The 20,071-nt window shown below is 70.2% G+C and carries 15 protein-coding genes, 1 tRNA gene and 2 pseudogenes; 11 read left to right on the top strand and 7 right to left on the bottom strand.

Translation table 11 applies throughout. The annotated features are described in order from the left end of the window. The first annotated feature begins 381 nt into the window (after positions 1-381). From IAG44_RS30210 to IAG44_RS30175, 8 genes are all read left to right on the top strand, one after another. On the top strand, positions 382-2,661 hold the full coding sequence (locus IAG44_RS30210; RefSeq protein ID WP_187750239.1) for an FdhF/YdeP family oxidoreductase: 2,280 nt from the start codon (positions 382-384) through the stop codon (positions 2,659-2,661). A gap of 88 nt (positions 2,662-2,749) precedes the next feature. After that, positions 2,750-3,223, top strand: a complete 474-nt coding sequence (locus tag IAG44_RS30205; RefSeq protein ID WP_187750238.1) for a PaaI family thioesterase — start codon at positions 2,750-2,752, stop codon at positions 3,221-3,223. A 497-nt stretch (positions 3,224-3,720) separates the two neighbouring features. Further along, on the top strand, positions 3,721-4,959 hold the full coding sequence (locus IAG44_RS30200) for a branched-chain amino acid ABC transporter substrate-binding protein (protein WP_187750237.1): 1,239 nt from the start codon (positions 3,721-3,723) through the stop codon (positions 4,957-4,959). 106 nt (positions 4,960-5,065) lie between these two features. After that, positions 5,066-5,995, top strand: coding sequence for a branched-chain amino acid ABC transporter permease (locus tag IAG44_RS30195; RefSeq protein ID WP_187750236.1), 930 nt, complete (start codon positions 5,066-5,068; stop codon positions 5,993-5,995). Positions 5,996-6,000: 5 nt separating this feature from the next. Beyond that, complete coding sequence (locus IAG44_RS30190) at positions 6,001-7,821, top strand: branched-chain amino acid ABC transporter permease (RefSeq protein WP_187750235.1); 1,821 nt, start codon at positions 6,001-6,003, stop codon at positions 7,819-7,821. A gap of 5 nt (positions 7,822-7,826) precedes the next feature. Then, entirely contained in the window at positions 7,827-8,669 is an 843-nt protein-coding gene (locus tag IAG44_RS30185) for an ABC transporter ATP-binding protein (RefSeq protein ID WP_187750234.1), read from the top strand. Beyond that, entirely contained in the window at positions 8,666-9,382 is a 717-nt protein-coding gene (locus IAG44_RS30180) for an ABC transporter ATP-binding protein (RefSeq protein WP_187750233.1), read from the top strand. The genes IAG44_RS30185 and IAG44_RS30180 overlap by 4 nt, the downstream gene beginning before the upstream one ends. 70 nt (positions 9,383-9,452) lie before the next feature. Continuing rightward, positions 9,453-9,722, top strand: coding sequence for a hypothetical protein (locus IAG44_RS30175; protein WP_187750232.1), 270 nt, complete (start codon positions 9,453-9,455; stop codon positions 9,720-9,722). 12 nt (positions 9,723-9,734) lie between these two features. Here IAG44_RS30175 and IAG44_RS30170 read toward each other — a convergent pair whose 3' ends face one another. After that, positions 9,735-10,388, bottom strand: a complete 654-nt coding sequence (locus IAG44_RS30170; RefSeq protein ID WP_187750231.1) for an ANTAR domain-containing response regulator — start codon at positions 10,386-10,388, stop codon at positions 9,735-9,737. A gap of 99 nt (positions 10,389-10,487) precedes the next feature. Here IAG44_RS30170 and IAG44_RS30165 point away from each other — a divergent pair. Next, positions 10,488-10,562 (top strand) — tRNA-Leu (locus IAG44_RS30165). 60 nt (positions 10,563-10,622) lie between these two features. Then, positions 10,623-11,241: pseudogene (locus IAG44_RS30160) on the top strand (transcriptional regulator). A 10-nt stretch (positions 11,242-11,251) separates the two neighbouring features. Here IAG44_RS30160 and pyk read toward each other — a convergent pair. Then, a complete protein-coding gene (pyk, locus tag IAG44_RS30155; protein WP_187750230.1) occupies positions 11,252-12,688 on the bottom strand; it encodes a pyruvate kinase in 1,437 nt (478 codons plus the stop codon). A gap of 123 nt (positions 12,689-12,811) precedes the next feature. Then, a complete protein-coding gene (locus IAG44_RS30150; protein ID WP_187750229.1) occupies positions 12,812-13,474 on the bottom strand; it encodes an SIMPL domain-containing protein in 663 nt (220 codons plus the stop codon). Positions 13,475-13,605: 131 nt separating this feature from the next. Here IAG44_RS30150 and IAG44_RS30145 point away from each other — a divergent pair, with 131 nt between their 5' ends. Further along, on the top strand, positions 13,606-15,405 hold the full coding sequence (locus tag IAG44_RS30145) for a bifunctional metallophosphatase/5'-nucleotidase (RefSeq protein ID WP_187750228.1): 1,800 nt from the start codon (positions 13,606-13,608) through the stop codon (positions 15,403-15,405). Between the two features lie 57 nt (positions 15,406-15,462). On the opposite strand, the gene IAG44_RS30140 is transcribed toward IAG44_RS30145, so the two are convergent. The 4 genes and pseudogenes from IAG44_RS30140 to IAG44_RS30125 all read right to left on the bottom strand — a co-directional run. Further along, positions 15,463-16,446 (bottom strand): phage baseplate protein, encoded by a 984-nt coding sequence (locus IAG44_RS30140; protein ID WP_187750227.1) that lies wholly within the window; start codon positions 16,444-16,446, stop codon positions 15,463-15,465. Positions 16,447-16,507: 61 nt separating this feature from the next. Beyond that, on the bottom strand, positions 16,508-17,914 hold the full coding sequence (locus tag IAG44_RS30135) for a lysine N(6)-hydroxylase/L-ornithine N(5)-oxygenase family protein (protein ID WP_187750226.1): 1,407 nt from the start codon (positions 17,912-17,914) through the stop codon (positions 16,508-16,510). Further along, positions 17,911-19,326 (bottom strand): pyridoxal phosphate-dependent decarboxylase family protein, encoded by a 1,416-nt coding sequence (locus tag IAG44_RS30130; RefSeq protein WP_425508536.1) that lies wholly within the window; start codon positions 19,324-19,326, stop codon positions 17,911-17,913. Before IAG44_RS30130 ends, IAG44_RS30135 begins: the two co-directional genes overlap by 4 nt. A gap of 264 nt (positions 19,327-19,590) precedes the next feature. Beyond that, a pseudogene (locus tag IAG44_RS30125) lies at positions 19,591-20,004 on the bottom strand (aspartate aminotransferase family protein); the annotation flags it as partial. Positions 20,005-20,071: the final 67 nt, after the last annotated feature.

Below are 20,071 nucleotides of genomic sequence, written 5' to 3'. Positions count from 1 at the left end.
CAGCGGGCGACGGGCGGCAGGCGGCAGACGAGACCCGGCAGCCGCTGAGGGCGAGCGCCCGGCCACCTTCATGACGCCGTCAACATCCGTACGCGCCCACGCGCGTCGGGTGTTCGGCCCAGCCCGCGGCAGGCGAGCGTCCCGGGCCGGTGCCGGTGCCGGTGTGGGTGGCTGCCCGCACCCAAACACACCGCGCTCGCCCCCACGCACCTCAGGCGCGCGGGGAACTGCGCGACCGGCCACGACGGACCCGCGTCCGGCACGCCGTGTTCGCCCCAAAGCCCGTGTCCCGGAGGGAAACCGCACGGGGCAGGGCTGTTGTCGGTGTCGCGTGGGAGGATCTAGGGCGTACCCCACGGGCGGTTGCGAAGGAGATCTGGGATGGCCGGGAAGGCGCCGAAGAGTGATCCGGTTCAGGACGCGCCGCAGGTGGGCGGGCCGAAGCATGCGGCGGCGGGCCTGCCGGCGGTGGGGCATTCGCTGAGGATCGCGCAGCAGCAGATGGGCGTGCGCAGGACGGCGCTGACGCTGCTGCGGGTGAACCAGAAGGAGGGCTTCGACTGCCCGGGGTGCGCGTGGCCGGAGCCCGATCACCGGCACGCCGCGGAGTTCTGCGAGAACGGCGCGAAGGCGGTCGCCGAGGAGGCGACCCTGCGGAGGGTGACGCCGGAGTTCTTCGCGGAGCACTCCGTCGCCGACCTCGCGACGCGCAGCGGTTACTGGCTGGGCCAGCAGGGCCGGCTCACGCACCCGATGTACCTCGCGGAGGGCGGCGAGCACTACGAACCCGTCACCTGGGCCCGCGCCTTCGACCTCATGGGCGAGGAGTTCGCGCGCCTGGACTCCCCGGACGAGGCCGTGTTCTACACGTCGGGCCGCACCAGCAACGAGGCCGCGTTCCTGTACCAGCTCTTCGCGCGGGAGCTGGGCACGAACAACCTGCCGGACTGCTCGAACATGTGCCACGAGTCGAGCGGTTCGGCCCTGTCGGAGACGATCGGCATCGGCAAGGGCAGCGTCCTGCTGGAGGACCTGTACCAGGCGGACCTGATCATCGTCGCGGGCCAGAACCCGGGGACGAACCACCCGCGCATGCTCTCCGCGCTGGAGAAGGCGAAGGCGTCCGGCGCGAAGGTGATCAGCGTCAACCCGCTGCCCGAGGCGGGCCTGGAGAAGTTCAAGAACCCGCAGACCGCGAAGGGCATGACCGCCGGCGCTCCTCTCACGGACCTGTTCCTCCAGATCCGCCTCGGCGGCGACCAGGCCCTGTTCCGCCTCCTGAACAAGCTGATCCTCGACACACCCGATGCCCTGGACGACGACTTCATCGCCGAACACACCCACGGCTTCGAGGAGTTCGCGGCGACCGCCCGCGCCGCCGACTGGGACGAGACCCTGACGGCGACGGGCCTCACGCGCGCGGAGATCGAGGAAGCCCTGCGCATGGTCCTCGCGTCCGAGAAGACGATCGTCTGCTGGGCGATGGGCCTGACCCAGCACAAGCACTCGGTGCCCACGATCCGCGAGGTCGTCAACTTCCTCCTGCTGCGCGGCAACATCGGCCGCCCCGGCGCGGGCGTGTGCCCGGTGCGCGGTCACAGCAACGTGCAGGGCGACCGCACGATGGGCATCTTCGAGCGCCCGGCGCCCGCGTTCCTGGACGCCCTGGAGCGCGAGTTCGGCTTCGCGCCCCCGCGCGAGCACGGCTACGACGTCGTCCGCGCGATCCGCGCCCTGCGCGACGGCGAGGCGAAGATCTTCTTCGCGATGGGCGGCAACTTCGTCTCGGCGTCCCCGGACACGGACGTCACGGAGGCCGCGATGCGCAAGGCGCGCCTGACGGTCCACGTGTCGACGAAGCTGAACCGCTCGCACGTCGTGACCGGCGCGCGGGCGCTGATCCTGCCCACCCTGGGCCGCACGGAACGCGATCTCCAGGGCTCCGGCGAGCAGTTCGTGACCGTCGAGGACTCGATGGGCATGGTGCACGCCTCCCGGGGCCGCCTGAAGCCGGCGAGCCCGCAGCTCCTGTCGGAGCCGGCGATCGTGTGCCGGCTGGCCCGCCGCGTGCTCGGCGAGGGCAGCGCGACCCCGTGGGAGGAGTTCGAGAAGGACTACGCGTCGATCCGCGACCGCATCGCGCGCGTGATCCCCGGCTTCGAGGACTTCAACGCGCGCGTGGCGCACCCGGACGGCTTCGCGCTGCCGCACGCCCCGCGCGACGAACGCCGCTTCCCGACGGCGACCGGCAAGGCCAACTTCACCGCCGCGCCGGTCGAGTTCCCGAAGCTGCCCGAGGGTCGTCTGCTGCTCCAGACGCTGCGCAGCCACGACCAGTACAACACCACGATCTACGGCCTGGACGACCGCTACCGGGGGATCAAAAACGGTCGCCGGGTGGTGCTGGTCAACCCGGAGGACGCGCAGGGCCTGAAGCTCGAGGACGGTGACTACGTCGACCTGGTGGGCGAGTGGAAGGACGGCGTGGAGCGCCGCGCGCCGGGCTTCCGGGTCGTCGTCTACCCCACCGCGCGCGGCTGCGCGGCGGCGTACTACCCGGAGACGAACGTCCTGGTGCCGCTGGACGCGACGGCGGACACCAGCAACACCCCGGCCAGCAAGTCCGTCGTGGTGCGTCTGGAACAATCGGCGACCGCCTGAGCGTTTGCTCAGCGAGCATCAGCATCAGACGTCGTCAGCGTCCCCAGCGGACGCAGCGCGCCACGAAGACGAAACGGAGCCGGACACCATGGCCGAGCAGACGTTCCCGCAAGAGGTCGTAGACGAGTACGCCGCCCTCGGCGTCGACCTGCCGTCCCTGTTCTCCGCCCCGAACCTCAACACCCGGATCGGCGTGGAGATCGTCGAGGCGTCCGCGGAGCGGGTCGTCGGCACGATGCCGGTGGAGGGCAACACGCAGCCGTACGGGCTGCTGCACGGCGGCGCCTCCGCCGTCCTCGCCGAGTCGCTGGGCTCGGTCGGCGCGATGCTGCACGGCGGCAGCGGCAAGATCGCCGTCGGGGTCGACCTGAATTGCACGCACCACCGGGGCGTGCGCTCCGGCGTGGTGACCGGGGTGGCGACGCCCGTGCACCGGGGCCGTACGACGGCGACGTACGAGATCGCGATCACCGACGAGGCGGGCCGGCGGGTGTGCACCGCGCGACTGACCTGTCTGCTGCGTGACGTCTCGACGGGCGAACAGGCCCCCGGCGTCCGCTGACCGGTCGCCGTCCGCCGCATATCGATGCAGGCCCGCGCCCCCGCGAGGGGCGTGGGCCTGCGGCGTTTTTCACCATCGGTATGCGGGGGACGGAATACAGAAAACTGATCAGGAACGTCCGATTCCCTTTCCTGAACGTAACCCAGCGTAATGAGCACGCAATAGAGAGGCGGTACCGGACAAGAGCCTGCGGCAACGAATTCGAGTAATCAGCAAAACGCCCCAGACTCCTGAACAGGACCTGTTCGGTCCTGCGCGTTCTCACCATGTGGACGGGGCGAATCAGTCGGAATTCCACTGTTCCACCCTTCCAGTACCGCTCTGCATTACCTCGTGTCATAACAAGAGAGTCACAGCATTGGTCAGACACTCCTCCAGCTATCCCGGCCCCGCTTAGAGTCACGGCCAGTCACGGCGCGGCTGGAATACCCCTTCGGCACAGCGCTCGACTCGGCCACTTCCAGGGGGGAGGGCCGTGCCTGGGAAAGGACTGCATCGTGCGACAGCGCTCGCTCATCTCCATCACCGCCGCACTGGCCGCGGGGGCCCTCACACTGACCGCCTGCGGCTCGCGCGATGACAGCGGCGACAAGGACGGCGGCGACGCCGGCGGCAACACCGTCGTCACCATCGGCCTGGACGCCCCGATCACCGGCGGGCTCTCCGCCATGGGCCTCGGCATGAAGAACTCCGCCGACCTCGCCGTCAAGAACGCCAACGCGCAGCAGTACGTCAAGGGCGTCACCTTCAAGATGGTGCCCCTCGACGACCAGGGCCAGTCCGCCCCCGGCCAGCAGAACGCCACGAAGTTCGTCGCCGACAAGAGCGTCCTCGGCGTCGTCGGCCCGCTGAACTCCAGCGTCGCCGTCTCCATGCAGAAGGTCTTCGAGGCCGCGAGCCTCGTCCAGATCTCCCCCGCCAACACCGGCCCCTCCCTGACCCAGGGCCCGGACTGGGCGACGAAGAAGGTCCGCCAGTTCAAGACCTACTTCCGCACCGCCACCACCGACGCCATCCAGGGCCCCTTCGCCGCCCAGTACGTCCACAACACCGCGAAGAAGAGCAAGGTCTTCGTCATCGACGACAAGAAGACCTACGGCGTCGGCCTCACCGGGACCTTCAGCACCGAGTTCAAGAAGCTCGGCGGCCAGGTCGTCGGCACCGAGCACATCAACCCCGACACCACCGACTTCGCGTCCGTCGCCACCAAGGTCAAGAACTCCGGCGCCGACGTCGTCTACTACGGCGGCGAATTCCCGCAGGCCGGCCCGCTCTCCAAGCAGATCCACGCGGCCGGCGCCAAGATCCCCGTGGTCGGCGGCGACGGCATCAAGGACGACAAGTACATCCAGCTCGCCGGCCCCGCCAGCAACGGCGACTACGCCACCTCCGTCGGCTCCCCCGTCGAGCAGCTGCCGTCCGCCAAGAAGTTCATCGACGACTACAAGACCGCCGGCTACCAGGACGGCTACTCCGCCTACGGCGGCTACACCTACGACAGCGCCTGGGCCATCATCGAGGCCGTCAAGAAGGTCGTCGAGGACAACGGCGGCAAGCTCCCCTCCGACGCCCGCGCCAAGGTCGTCGCCGCCACGCAGAACGTGTCCTTCGACGGCGTGACCGGCAAGGTCTCCTTCGACGAGTTCGGCGACGCCACCAACAAGCAGCTCACCGTCTACACCGTGAAGAACGGCGCCTGGGCGACCGTCACCTCCGGCACCTACAACGGCGGCTGACGCCGGCACCACCCTCAGAACGAGCCGCGCGGGGCGCTGTTCCACCAGCGTCCCGCGCGCTCGCGCATCCAGCCACCGCCCACACGACCGTCACGGAGGACATGCGGTGAACGAACTGCCGCAGCAGCTGGTCAACGGCTTGCTACTAGGAGCCATGTACGGGCTCGTCGCCATCGGCTACACGATGGTGTACGGCATCGTCCAGCTCATCAACTTCGCCCACGGCGAGATCTTCATGACCGGCGGCTTCGGCGCCCTCACGGTATGGCTCTGGCTCCCCAGCGGCACCACCATGTGGCTCGCGCTGCCCCTGATGCTCGCCGGCGCGATCGTCGTCGCCACCACCATCGCCGTCGGCGCGGAACGGTTCGCCTACCGCCCCCTGCGCGGCGGACCACGCCTGGCCCCCCTCATCACCGCCATCGGCCTCTCCCTCGCCCTCCAGCAGGCGGTCTGGGCCTGGTACCCCGACGCCAAGTCGGCGCGCACCTTCCCGGAGATCCCCGGCGGCCCCTTCGAGATCGGTGACGTCACCATCCAGACCGGCGACGTCTTCCTGCTCTGCGCCGCCCCCCTCTCGATGGCCTTCCTCGCCTACTTCGTGATGAAGACCCGCACCGGACGCGGCATGCAGGCCACCGCCCAGGACCCGGACACCGCGAAGCTGATGGGCGTCAACACCGACCGCATCATCGTCCTCGCCTTCGCCCTCGGCGCGACCTTCGCCGCCGTCGGAGCCGTCGCCTACGGCCTGAAGTACGGCCAGATCGACTTCAAGATGGGCTTCCTGCTCGGCCTCAAGGCGTTCACCGCGGCCGTCCTCGGCGGCATCGGCAACATCTACGGCGCCATGATCGGCGGCGTCGTCCTCGGCATCGCCGAAACCCTCACCACCGCCTACGTCGCCGACATCCCCGGCATGGACAAGTTCGGCAGCCAGTCCTGGGCCGACGTCTGGGCGTTCGTTCTCCTCATCCTCGTACTGCTGTTCAGGCCACAGGGTCTGCTCGGCGAGCGCGTCGCGGACAGGGCGTGAAACCGATGACGACACAGACCACCGCACCCCAGCCCCCGAGCACCACGCCCGCGCCCGCCGGCCTCGTCAGGCTCCCCGAGAAGACCGGCCGCGCGCTCGCCCTCGGCGGCAGCGCCCTCGCCATCGTCTCCACCTTCCTCGCCTGGACCTGGACGAACGACTTCCCCGGCAAACTCACCATTTACGGCTACCCCGGCGGCCTCCAGGTCCTCGTCCTCGTCGGCGCGGCCCTCACCGCCCTCTTCACCCTCTCCTCCTACCGCGTCAAGGGCCTCACCTGGCTCACCCCCGCGGGCTCCGACGGCGCGATCAGGTTCGCGGCCCTCGCCACCTTCGCCACCACCTGGTACACCGTCGTCGCGATCAGCGTCGACCTCGGCGGCGTCGTCAACCTCGAACCCGGCGCCTACGTCGCGGCGGCGGCCGCCCTCATCGCCCTCATCGGCGCCCTCGCCCTGCCCTTCGAGCACCCCCTGCCCGACCCGATCGATCCGGACGACAGCTCCTGGGAGCAGTCCAAGCAGCGGGCCCGCCACCAGTGGACGACCGTCAAGGCGGCCTTCACCTCCGGCACCCCGCGCCCGGTCGGCAAGCTCCCCTCGTACGTCGAGATCCTCATCGTCATCGCCGTCCTCGCCATCGGCCTCACCGTCTTCACCTACGGCATCGGCACCGAGTACGACGAACTCTTCATCGGCTTCCTGCTCACGGCCGGGTTCGGCTTCGCCGCCCTCAACAAGGCCGGCCTCGTCGCCCACGCCTCGCAGATCACCGCGCGCCACCAGAACATCACCATCACCGGCGCGTTCGTCACCGCCGCCCTGTTCCCCTTCACCCAGACCGACGACCAGTACGCGACCCTCGGCGTCCAGATCCTGATCTTCGCCACCGTCGCCCTGGGCCTGAACATCGTCGTCGGCCTCGCGGGGCTCCTGGACCTCGGCTACGTCGCCTTCCTCGGTGTCGGCGCCTACGCCGCGGCCCTGGTCTCCGGCACCCCCACCTCGCCGATCGACGTGCACGTCCCGTTCTGGGCCGCCGTCCTCGTCGGGGCCGCCACCTCCCTCGTCTTCGGTGTCCTCATCGGCGCCCCGACGCTGCGCCTGCGCGGTGACTACCTCGCCATCGTCACCCTCGGGTTCGGGGAGATCTTCCGCATCGCCGTCAACAACCTCGACGGCACCTCGGGCCCCAACGTCACCAACGGCTCCAACGGCGTCGTCTCCATCCCGGACCTCAAGATCTTCGGGTTCGACCTGGGCACCCCCCACGACATCGCCGGCGTCACCATCGGCCGTTTCGCCAACTACTTCCTGCTGATGCTGCTGATCACCGCGGTCGTCATCATCGTCTTCCGGCGCAGCAGCGACTCCCGTATCGGGCGCGCCTGGATCGCCATCCGCGAGGACGAGACCGCCGCCCTGGCCATGGGCATCAACGGCTTCCGCGTCAAGCTCATCGCCTTCGCCGTCGGCGCCACCCTGGCCGGGCTCGCCGGCACCGTGCAGGCCCACGTGAGCTACGCCGTCACGCCGGACCAGTACGTCTTCGCCAGCTCCGCGCCCCCCAACTCCGCGTTCCTCCTCGCAGCCGTCGTCCTCGGCGGCATGGGCACCATCAGCGGCCCCCTCGTCGGCGCCGCGCTCCTCTTCCTCATCCCCAACAAGCTCCAGTTCCTCGGCGAGTTCCAGCTCTTCTCCTTCGGCGTCGCCCTCATCCTCATCATGCGATTCCGCCCCGAAGGGCTCATCCCCAACCGCCGCCGCCAACTGGAGTTCCACGAGGAGGCCGAAGCGCCCACCGTCCTCACCAAGACAGGGGCCTGACGACCATGACCAACACCGTCCTCGACGCACGCGGCGTCACCATGCGATTCGGCGGCCTCACCGCCGTCCAGAACGTCGACCTCACCGTCGGCGCCGGCGAGATCGTCGGACTCATCGGGCCCAACGGCGCCGGCAAGACGACGTTCTTCAACTGCCTCACCGGGCTGTACGTCCCCACCGAGGGCGAAGTCCGGTACAAGGACACCGTGCTGCCCGCCAAGTCCTTCAAGGTCACGGCCGCCGGCATCGCGCGCACCTTCCAGAACATCCGGCTCTTCGCCAACATGACCGTCCTGGAGAACGTCCTCGTCGGCCGTCACACGCGCACCAAGGAAGGGTTCTGGTCCGCCGTCCTGCGGCTGCCCTCCTTCCACAAGGCCGAGGCCGCGTCCCGTGAACGCGCCATGGAACTCCTGCGGTTCGTCGGGCTCGACCACAAGGCCGACCACCTCGCGCGCAACCTGCCCTACGGCGAGCAGCGCAAGCTGGAGATCGCGCGGGCGCTGGCCAGCGAACCCGGGCTGCTGCTCCTCGACGAGCCGACGGCCGGCATGAACCCCCAGGAGACGCGGGCCACCGAAGAACTCGTCTTCGCCATCCGCGACCAGGGCATCGCCGTCCTCGTCATCGAGCACGACATGCGGTTCATCTTCAACCTCTGCGACCGCGTCGCCGTCCTCGTCCAGGGACAGAAACTCGTCGAGGGCGACAGCGCCACCGTCCAGGGGGACGAACGTGTCGTCGCCGCCTACCTCGGCGAACCCTTCGACAACGCCCCCGGCGCCGAGGAAGTCGCCGAGGTCGAGGCGGCGGAGGCCCACCGCACCACCGAAGGAGGCGCGAAGTGACCGCGCTGCTCGAAGTCGAAGACCTCCGCGTCGCCTACGGCAAGATCGAGGCCGTCAAGGGCATCTCCTTCACCGTCGACGCCGGTGAGGTCGTCACCCTCATCGGCACCAACGGCGCCGGGAAGACGACCACCCTGCGCACGCTCTCCGGGCTCCTCAAGCCCGCCGGCGGGCAGATCCGGTTCAACGGGCGTTCTCTCAAGAAGGTTCCCGCGCACCAGATCGTCTCCCTCGGGCTCGCGCACTCCCCCGAGGGCCGGCACATCTTTCCCCGGATGACCATCGAGGACAACCTCCGCCTCGGGGCCTTCCTGCGCAACGACAAACCCGGCATCGAGCAGGACATCCAGCGCGCCTACGAGCTCTTCCCCATCCTCGGGGAACGGCGCAAGCAGGCCGCGGGCACGCTCTCCGGCGGTGAGCAGCAGATGCTCGCCATGGGGCGCGCGCTCATGTCCCAGCCGAAACTCCTCATGCTGGACGAGCCCTCCATGGGGCTCTCCCCCATCATGATGCAGAAGATCATGGCCACCATCGCCGAGCTGAAGGCCCAGGGCACGACGATCCTCCTCGTCGAACAGAACGCCCAGGCCGCCCTCTCCCTCGCCGACCACGGCCACGTCATGGAAGTCGGCTCCATCGTCCTCTCCGGCACCGGCCAGGACCTCCTCCACGACGAGTCCGTCCGCAAGGCGTACCTGGGCGAGGACTGAACTCCGGGCCGCGTGAGCGGAATTGACCCGCTCACGCGGCACGCCCGGCTCAGCGGCCTATGCTCAGGGCATGCCGCCGTCGGACTGGGAACATCTCGAACGCGCCCGTGGGCTGCGGCGCGTGAAGATCGTGGGACGACACGTCATCCGGCGCCCGCTGCTGCTCGCGGCGCTGACCGGTCTGTTCGTCCTGCACGACTCCGTGAAGGACAGCTTCCCGCTGCTGGCCTACGGACTCACCGCCCCCGCCGGAGTACTCCTCATCACGGCGAGCATGGGCCGCTTCCGTGCCCCCGAAGACGACGACGCCTCAGGCCCCGCCGGCTCCGACGGGACCTGAGGCGTCACCGGGTCAGCCCTTGTTGGCCTTCTTCTCGTCGGCGTCCTGGATGACCGCCTCCGCTACCTGCTGCATCGACATGCGGCGGTCCATCGAGGTCTTCTGGATCCAGCGGAACGCGGCGGGCTCGGTGAGGCCGTACTCGGTCTGGAGGATCGACTTCGCGCGGTCGACGAGCTTGCGGGTCTCCAGGCGCTGGGTGAGGTCGGCGACCTCGTTCTCCAGCTCCTTCAGCTCCGTGAAGCGCGAGACGGCCATCTCGATCGCCGGGACGACGTCGCTCTTGCTGAACGGCTTCACCAGGTACGCCATCGCGCCGGCGTCCCTCGCGCGCTCGACCAGGTCGCGCTGCGAGAACGCGGTCAGCATCAGCACCGGGGCGATCCGCTCCTCCGCGATTTTCTCGGCCGCCGAGATCCCGTCCAGCTTCGGCATCTTGACGTCGAGGATCACCAGGTCCGGCTTGTGCTCGCGGGCCAGCTCCACCGCCTGCTCACCATCACCGGCCTCCCCCACGACCGCGTACCCCTCCTCCTCCAGCATCTCCTTGAGGTCGAGACGGATCAACGCCTCGTCCTCCGCGATGACGACTCGGGTCGTCAGCGGAGGCACGTGCGACTTGTCGTCGTCGGGCGCGTCTACGGGCTGGGGCGACTCGGGGGTCACGGGGGCTCCTTGTTCGGGGCAGGGGTACTGCTGACAAGAGCGTACCTAGCTGCGGTAAGGTGGGGGCACGAAGGGTTGAACTTCCCCTTCCTTTCGAAGGCCCCAGTACTCCAACTGGTTAGAGAGGCCGCTCTCAAACAGCGGACAGTGTGGGTTCGAATCCCACCTGGGGCACTTTTCCTTAGATTCAAAGGTTCGCGCACACGGAGGCGTCCTCCGTCCCACAGTGGTCGCGTGTACGACACCGGCACGCGCAAGCACGCACTCGCCCTCGTGAACCAGGGCCGCAGCCTGAACTCCGTCAGCAAGGAAACCGGCATAGCCCGGTCGTCGATCAGCCGTTGGCTGACCCGAGTCGAGCCACTGACGCGGACTCCCCCGTGCTTCCGCTGCCAGGACATCCCCGAGCCGCCGGAGAACACGGCGGCGTACGCCTACCTCATGGTGACGTGCACGGTTTCATGGCCCGGCCTCATCGACGCCGCCGAAGACGCCATGCGCAAGGTCCTGCCCCGGCAGGAAGCACGAGCGCCGCATAGCCCTCGAACCCTGGCAGCAGGCCATCGTCGACGCTCACCCCTGGGAGTTCGTCCGCGGTCTCATCCACTCCGACGGCTGTCGCAGCATCAACTGGACGGCCCGCGTGGTCCAGGGCGAGCGCAAGCGCTACGAATACCCCCGGTACTTCTTCACCAACGTCTCGGACGACATCCGCTGCCTCTACACCGGCACCCTCGACAAGCTGGGCATCGAGTGGACGCACTGCACCCGCAACGGCGACCCGTACAGCATCTCCGTCGCGCGTAAAGCCTCTGTGGCCCGGCTCGACGCCCATGTGGGACCCAAACGCTGAGCCCGCGCCCCTACTTGGGGCTGTCGTCCTCGCCGATGTGGTGGACGCGGACCATGTTGGTGGAGCCGGAGACGCCGGGGGGTGAGCCGGCGGTGATGACGACGATGTCGCCCTTGGCGCAGAGGTGGTGGGAGAGGAGGAGTTCGTCGACCTGGTCGACCATGGCGTCGGTGGAGGAGACCCAGGGGCCGAGGAGGGTCTGGACGCCCCAGCTGACGCTGAGTTGGGACCTGGTGGCCGCCACCGGCGTGAAGGCGAGGACGGGGATGGGGGAGCGGTAGCGGGAGAGGCGGCGGACGGTGTCGCCGGTCTGGGTGAAGGCGACGAGGTACTTGGCGCCCAGGAAGTCGCCGATCTCCGCGGCGGCGCGGGCGACGGCTCCGCCTTGGGTGCGGGGCTTGTTGAGGTCGGTCAGCGGCGGCAGCCCCTTCGCGAGGATGTCCTCCTCGGCGGCCTCGACGATCTTGGCCATGGTGCGGACCGTCTCGATGGGGTGCTTGCCGACGCTGGTCTCGCCGGAGAGCATCACGGCGTCGGTGCCGTCGATGACGGCGTTGGCGACGTCGGAGGCTTCGGCGCGGGTGGGCCGGGAGTTCTCGATCATGGAGTCGAGCATCTGGGTCGCGACGATGACGGGCTTGGCGTTGCGCTTCGCCAGCTTGATGGCGCGTTTCTGGACGATCGGCACCTGTTCGAGGGGCATCTCGACGCCGAGGTCACCGCGCGCGACCATGATCCCGTCGAACGCGGCGACGATGTCGTCGATGGCGTCGACGGCCTGCGGCTTCTCGACCTTGGCGATGACGGGCAGCCGGCGCCGCTCCTCGTCCATGATGCGGTGGACGTCGTCGATGTCCTTGCCGCTGCGGACGAAGGAGAGGGCGATGATGTCGGCGCCGGCGCGCAGGGCCCAGCGCAGGTCGGCCTCGTCCTTCTCGGAGAGCGCGGGGACGGAGACGGCGACGCCGGGGAGGTTGAGGCCCTTGTGGTCGGAGACCATGCCGCCCTCGACGACCGTGGTGTGGACGCGGGGCCCGTCGACGGAGGTGACTTCGAGGCAGACCTTGCCGTCGTCGACGAGGACGCGTTCGCCGGGGGTGACGTCGCGCGCGAGCCCTTCGTAGGTGGTGCCGCAGGAGTGGCCGTCACCCTGGGCGCCGGGTTCGACGGTGATGGTGAAGGTGTCGCCGCGTTCGAGGAGGACGGGCCCTTCGGCGAAGGTGCCGAGGCGGATCTTGGGCCCCTGGAGGTCGGCGAGGATGCCGACGCCCCGCCCGGTCTCCTCGGCGGCTTTGCGGACGCGGTGGAGGCGGTCCTCGTGTTCCGCGTGGCTGCCGTGGCTGAGGTTGAGGCGGGCGACGTCCATTCCGGCGTCGACCAGGGCCTTGATCTGGTCGTACGAGTCGGTGGCGGGCCCCAGGGTGCAGACGATCTTCGCTCGGCGCATGGGTCGAGCCTAGGCCCTACCGCCGGGTAGGCCGTTGGCCGCGCATGACTACTCAACCACCTTTGCGTGAAGGGTTATTGACAAGCGCCGGGGTGTGCACGCGACCGCTCCGATGAGCATATTTCAGCGGTCGAGGGCGGGCGGGTGGAGGGTGAAGCGGGCGGTGACGGCGGCCTCGACGGTGAGGTGCGGGGGTTCGAGGTCGAGGGGCGGGGGTGGTGCGGCGGAGACCCTGCGCGCCGTCTGCGCGAAAGCGGCGCGCGGCCTCGGTACGCGCCCTCCTTCGTCGGTGAGTTCGATGAGGGCGGCGAGGGTGGTGCCGAGGGCGTCGGCGTACTCGTGGGCCCGCCGGACGGCTTCACGGACCGCCGCGCGCCGCACGTCCGCGGGGACGGGCGAGTCGGGGCGCAGTTCCCAGTGGGGGCCTTCGACGGTGATGAGGTCGAGGTCGGCGAGGCGGGTGAGGAGCGCGCCGAGGGTGGTGAGGTCGGTGACGTGGACGGTGAGGTGGGCGCGGCCCTGGTGTCCTTGGTGCTGGCCGCCGTGCTCGTCGAGGACGTAGGCGGGGGCGACGGTGAGGGCGGGGGTGGTGACGCGTTCGACGGGGTGGGCGGTGAGGAGGCCGAGGGCGGTGGTGTGGGCGCGGGTGAGGTCGTCGAGGACCTGGTGGCGGTCGCGTCCTTCGGCGGTGACGGTCACTCCGAGGCGCGCGGTCTCGGGTTCCGCGTCCGTGGCGGCTTCGCCGCGGACGGTGAGGAGGGGGGCGTCGGGGGTGCCGTGGGTCATGCGGGACACTCTGGCACGTCCGATTCGGCACGTCAGGTCACCGGATCGCAACCTTCTGGACCTGTTGTGAAGGGTCGTGGACAGGTCAGAATCTACGCGCGTCGTTGACGATTCCCCGAGGAGCACCAGATATGCCGTTGAACCGCCGGAAGTTTTTGGAGAAGTCCGCCGTGACCGGGGCGGGGGTGGCGATCGCGGGTGCGGCGGCGGCTCCGGCGCAGGCGGCCCCGCAGGCGCGCGTGAAGCGTCCCAAGCGCTACTCGCTGACCGTGATGGGGACGACGGACCTGCACGGGCACGTCTTCAACTGGGACTACTTCAAGGACGCGGAGTACAAGGACGCGGCCGGCAACGCCCAGGGCCTCGCGCGGATCTCGACGCTGGTGAACCAGCTGCGCGCGGAGAAGGGCCGGCACAACACGCTGCTGATCGACGCGGGCGACACGATCCAGGGCACGCCGCTGACGTACTACTACGCGAAGGTGGACCCGATCACCGCCAAGGGCGGCCCGGTGCACCCGATGGCGCAGGCGATGAACGCGATCGGCTACGACGCGGCGGCGCTCGGCAACCACGAGTTCAACTACGGCATCGAGACGCTGCGGAAGTTCGAGTCGCAGCTGCGGTTCCCGCTGCTGGGCGCGAACGCGGTGGACGCGAAGACCCTGCGGCCCGCCTTCCCGCCGTACGTCATCAAGACGGTGTGCCCGAAGGGCGCCCCGCCGGTGAAGGTCGCGATCCTCGGCCTCACGAACCCGGGCATCGCGATCTGGGACAAGGCGTACGTGCACGGCAAGCTGGCGTTCCCCGGCCTTGAGGAGCAGGCCGCGAAGTACGTCCCGAAGCTGCGGTCGCTGGGCGCGGACGTCGTGATCGTGTCGGCGCACTCGGGTTCCTCGGGCACGTCCTCGTACGGCGACCAGCTCCCGTACGTCGAGAACGCGGCGGCGAACGTCGCCAAGCAGGTCCCCGGCATCGACGCGATCCTGGTCGGCCACGCGCACGTGGAGATCCCGGAGCTGAAGGTCGTCAACGAGAAGACCGGCAAGACGGTGGTCCTGTCGGAGCCGCTGGCGTACGCGGAGCGGCTGTCGGTGTTCGACATCGAGCTGGTCCGGGAGAAGGGCCGCTGGGTCGTCGAGTCGGTCTCGTCGAAGGTCCTGAACTCCAACTCGGTCGCGGACGACCCGAAGATCACCCGGCTGCTGAGCGACGAGCACGCGAAGGTCGTGAAGTACGTCAACCAGGTCGTGGGGACCGCGACGGTGGCGCTGACGACGGTCGAGGCGCGGTACAAGGACGCCCCGATCATCGACCTGATCACGAAGGTCCAGGAGGACGTCGTGAAGGCGGCGCTGGCGGGTACGGCGCACGCGTCGCTGCCGGTGATCTCGCAGGCGTCGCCGTTCTCGCGGACGTCGGAGATCCCGGCCGGCGATGTGACGATCCGGGACCTGTCGAGCCTGTACGTGTACGACAACACGCTGGTCGCGAAGCTGATGACGGGCGCGCAGATCAAGGCGTACCTGGAGTACTCGGCGCAGTACTTCGTCCAGACGGCGCCGGACGCGGTCGTGGACGTGGAGAAGCTGACGAACGCGGGCGGCCGTCCGGACTACAACTACGACTACGTGTCGGGGCTTTCGTACGACATCGACATCGCGCAGCCGGCGGGGTCGCGGATCAAGAACCTCACGTACAACGGGGCGGCGCTGGACGACGCGCAGCAGTTCGTGTTCGCGGTGAACAACTACCGGGCGAACGGCGGTGGCGCGTTCCCGCACGTGGCGTCGGCGCAGGAGCTGTGGGCGGAGTCGACGGAGATCCGGACGCGGATCGCGGAGTGGGTGACGGCGAAGGGCGTGCTGGACCCGAAGGACTTCGCGTCGGTGAGCTGGAAGCTGACGCGGAACGGAACGCCGGTGTTCTGAGCGGGAGTTGAGGGCCGTATGGCGTAGAGGGGGCCGTGTGTCACGGCCCCCTCCGGCTTATCGGACCGTGGTGTCCGTGTAGTAGAAGCTCGCCTTCTTGTCCGTCTGCGTCAGCGATTCCTCGGAGGCGAGTCCGAAGTGCAGCCTGGCCGGTGACGTGGCGTCAGGAATCTGGATCGCCATCCCCTCGGGCTCCCGGTAGAACAACTCCCCTCCGGCGTCGGTGAGTTGCCTCTCCAGTACGGCCCCGGTGTTCCAGTCGACCGCGGTGAGGTGGACGTTGTCGGACAGGGCTGTGCCGTCGAGGGTGTAGAGGTGGCGGCCGAGGGTCGCGTACCCCTGGAAGGTGGGCCCGGTCAGGACGTCGGGCTGGGTGAGGGTCGCGAGGGGTTCGAAGACGCCCGCCTTGAAGGTCACGAGGTCGTACAGCGCGTACGTCCAGACGCCGTCGGCGCGGCGGCGGTGCGCGATACGGCTGTGGACGGGGTCGAGGGCGACGGTGTTGTGGTCGGAGCCGGGGACGGGGTCGTGGCGGACGAGGCTCGTCGAGCCGGTCGTGAGGACCGCGCCGTCGGTGAAGCGGAAGCGGGCGACGCGGGTGCCGTAGCCGTTGCCCTGGCTGTCGGGTACGGCGTCGGTCTCGGTCCACAGGTAGGTGCTGGTGCCGACGGGCTCGGCGCCGATGGAGACGCCGTGCCCGAAACCCTTGAGGTACATGCGGCCGGTGACGGTGCCCCGCCAGTCGAGGCGGGTGACGCACAGGTCGCCGTTCCTGGAGCGGTCGGCGCCGGAGACGGCGGCGCTCTCCCCGGCGAGGATGCGCCCGCCCTGGGTCAACTGGGCGGTGTAGAGGCGCTTGTTGGTGTTGTCGAAGGCGAAGGACTGCGGGACGCGGGTCTCGCTGAGGGTGATCTCGCGCAGCCAGGGTCCGGTGGTGGCGGTGAGGTCGAGGCGGGGTGTGGCGGGGACGGCGGCGCTCGCCCGGCCGGCCGGGGTCAGGGCGAGGGCGGTCGCCGCGAGGAGTATCCGACGTCGGTTCATGTGTGCTGCTCCCCCGTGATGGTGTCCGTGCCGGAGCATCACATCACGGGGGGCGGGTCGTTCAGCGGCCTTCGACGAGCGGGGTCAGTGTGCGCGGCTGCCGGGCGGCGGGGACCCGGGGCTGGGCTTCGAGTCCGAAGGTGGTGAACGCCGTTCGGGCGGGCAGCGGGTAAGTCTCTTTCCCCGTCAGGGAGTTGAGGATGGTGGCGCTGCGCCAGGCGGTGAGGCCGAGGTCGGGTGCGCCGACGCCGTGGGTGTGGCGTTCCGCGTTCTGGACGTAGACGTTACCGGTGACGGCGGGGTCGAGGACGAGGCGGAACTGCTCGTCGACGAGGGGCCGTTTCGCGTTGTCGCGGCGCAGGTGGGGGTCGAGTCCGGCGAGGAGGCGGTCGAGGGGGCGGTCGCGGTAGCCGGTGGCGAGGACGACGGCGTCGGTGGTGAGGCGGGAACGGGTGCCCTGCTGGACGTGGTCGAGGTGGAGTTCGACCTTGGTGGTGGCGATACGGCCTGCGGTGCGGACCTTGACGCCGGGGGTCATGACGGTGTCGGGCCAGCCGCCGTGCAGGGTGCGGTCGTAGAGCTCGTCGTGGATGTCGGCGAGGGTGCGGGCGTCGATCGCCTTGTGCAAGTGGCCCTGCCGGGCGAGGAGTTCGTCGCGGACGGGCTCGGGGAGGGCGTGGAAGTAGCGGGTGTGGTCGGGGGTGAAGTGTTCGAGGCCGAGCTTGGAGTACTCCATGGGCGCGAAGGCGTCGCTCCGGCCGATCCAGTGCAGGCGTTCACGGCCCGCCGGGCGGTTGCGCAGGAGGTCGAGGAAGATCTCGGCGCCGGACTGTCCGGTGCCGACGACGGTGACGTGGCCGGCGGTGAGGAACGCGGCGCGGTGGTCGAGGTAGTCGGCGGCGTGGACGACGGGGACGCCGGGGGCGTCGACGAGGGGGCGCAGGGGGTCGGGGACGTACGGCTCGCTGCCGATGCCGAGGACGACGTTGCGGGCGTGGGCGCGGCCGAGGGCTTCGGCCTCCCCCTCGGCGTCGAGGTGGGTGAAGTCGACCTCGAACAGGGCGCGTTCGGCGTTCCAGCGGACGGCGTCGACCTGGTGGCGGAAGTGCAGGCCGGTGAGGTGGCCGGCGACCCAGCGGCAGTAGGCGTCGTACTCGGCGCGCTGGATGTGGGTGCGCTCGGCGAAGTAGAAGGGGTAGAGGCGGTCGAGGCTCTTCAGGTGGTTGAGGAAGGTCCAGGGGCTGGTGGGGTCGGCGAGGCTCACCAGGTCGGCGAGGAAGGGGACCTGGACGCGGGCGCCGTCGATGAGGAGGCCGGGGTGCCAGTGGAAGGCGGGGCGCTGCTCGTAGAAGACGGTGTCGAGGTCGGTGAGGGGCTGGGCCAGGGCGGCCAGCGAGAGGTTGACGGGGCCGATGCCGATGCCGACGAGGTCGTGCGGGGTGTCGGCGGGGGTGGGGGCGTCGGTCATCTGGGGGTGGTTCCTTCCACGAGGTTCAGGAGGCGGTCGAGGTCGGCCGGCCCGGTGTGGGGGTTGAGGAGGGTGGCCTTGAGCCAGAGCCGGCCGTCACCGGTACGGGCCCGCCCGAGAACGGCCCGGCCCTGTTCGAGGAGGGCGCGGCGGACGACGGCGACGTCCGCGTCCACCGGGCGGAACAGGACGGTGCTGACGACCGGACGGGCGTACAGCTCGAGACCGGGGCGGGCGGCGACCCGGTCGGCGAACTCCTGGGCCAGCGCGCACACTTGGTCGACGAGAGCTCCGAGTCCCGTACGGCCCAGGGTCTTCAGCGTGACGGCGACCTTCAGGACGTCCGGCCGACGCGTGGTCCGCAGCGAGCGTCCGAGGAGGTCAGGCAGACCGGCCTCGGTGTCGTCGTCGGCGTTCAGATAATCGGCCCTGTGCCGCAGCACAGCGAGATCACCCGCGTCCCGCACGGCGAGAAGCCCTGCGGCGACCGGCTGCCAGCCCAGCTTGTGCAGGTCCAGGGTGACGGTGTCGGCGGCCCCTGTCCCGGCGAGCTTGCCCCTGTGCCGGTCACTGAACAACAGGCCCCCGCCGTACGCCGCGTCGACGTGCAGCCGCGCGCCGTGCGCCGCGCAGCGGGCGGCGATCCCGGGCAACGGATCGATCAGCCCGGCATCCGTAGTCCCTGCGGTGGCGGCGACGAGAAGAGGGCCGTCGAGCCGGGCCAGGACATCATCCAGCGCGGCGGGCTCCAGAACACCCTCGGGGGTGGGGACGACGACAGGTTCGGGCAGACCGAGGAGCCAGGCGGCGCGGGTGAGCGAGTGGTGAGCGTTCGCCCCGCACACCAGCCGGACACCGGGGCCCTGTGCCTCACGGGCGAGCAGAAGCGCGAGGTGATTGGACTCGGTACCACCGGTGGTGACGAGGGCGTCGGGGGCCGACGCGGCCTTGGCTGAGGTGGTCTTGGCGGGGGCGTTGGAGGCGGGGGTGGTCTTGGCAGGGGTGGTCCTGGCAGGGGTGGTCCTGGCGAGGGTGTTGGGGGCGGCACCGGGGGCGCCGGGGGCTGCGGCGAGCGGGGCACCGGAGGCTGCGGAGGCCGGGACGCCGGAGGCTGCGGCGGGCGAGGCACCGGAGGCTGCGGCGGGCAGGGCACCGGGAACTGCGGCGGGCGAGGCACCGGAGGCTGCGGCAGGCAGGGCACCGGGAACTGCGGCGGGCGAGGCACCGGAGGCGCCCTCGGCGGGGGCGGTACGCGCCTCGGCGTCCGGCGTCGCAGGTTCGGGTGCCGGCTCCTCGGGCCCCGCGCCCGGCGCTGCCGGTTCCGGCGCCGACTCCCCACGCACCTCCTCCGGCGTCGCCGGTTCGAGGGCTGGCCCGCCGCACACCCCGCCCGACGCCACCGGCTCCCGCACCGACTCCCCGCGCCCCTCCCCCGGCGCCGCCAGTTCCCCACACACCCCGCCCGGCATCGCCGGTTCGAGGGCCGACCCCCCACACACCCCGCCCGACACCACCGGCTCCCACACCGACTCCCCATGCCCCTCCCCCGGCGCCGCCAGTTCCCCGCACACCGCGCCCGGCATCGCCGGTTCGAGGGCCGACCCCCCACACACCCCGCCCGACGCCACCGGCTCCCGCGACAGTCCCCCGTACCCCTCCCCCGGCACCGCAGGCCCTCCGTACACCTCGCGTGCCAGTGCCGTCACCACCAGCGTCTCCAGTTCTGAGGCGGCGGGGGCCTGGTCCCAGGAGTCGAGGGAGGGGTTGAGGGTGGAGGCGGCGAGGTCGGCGGCGGTGGGGAGGGCGAGGGGTGGGCAGTGGAGGTGGGCGGCGCAGAGGGGGTCGGCGGGGTCGGCGGAGCCTTCCGCCAAGGTGTGGATGAGGGTCGTTAGGGCGTTCGGGTCGCCTTGTTGGGGGAGGACTTCGCCTACGGCTTTTCGGACGCGGGCCGCGACCGCGTGGGGGCCGCCGGATGGGAGGGGGCCGCCTCGGGCGCGGGTGCCGGTGGTGAGCGCGGTGAGGACGGTGTCGAGCAACGGCCGTAGCGCGTCGGCGCCTTGGGGACCCGAGGCGAGGGGCGGCAGGCTCATGGGGGTCCTTCCGGGGCGGGACTCCAGCATGTCCCCGGAAGTCCCGGCACACCCGGAAACCCGAGCG

Source organism: Streptomyces roseirectus (assembly GCF_014489635.1).
Lineage (GTDB): Bacteria > Actinomycetota > Actinomycetes > Streptomycetales > Streptomycetaceae > Streptomyces > Streptomyces roseirectus.
Note: the sequence above shows the minus strand (reverse complement) of the source record. Positions and strands in the feature narration are given on the sequence as shown.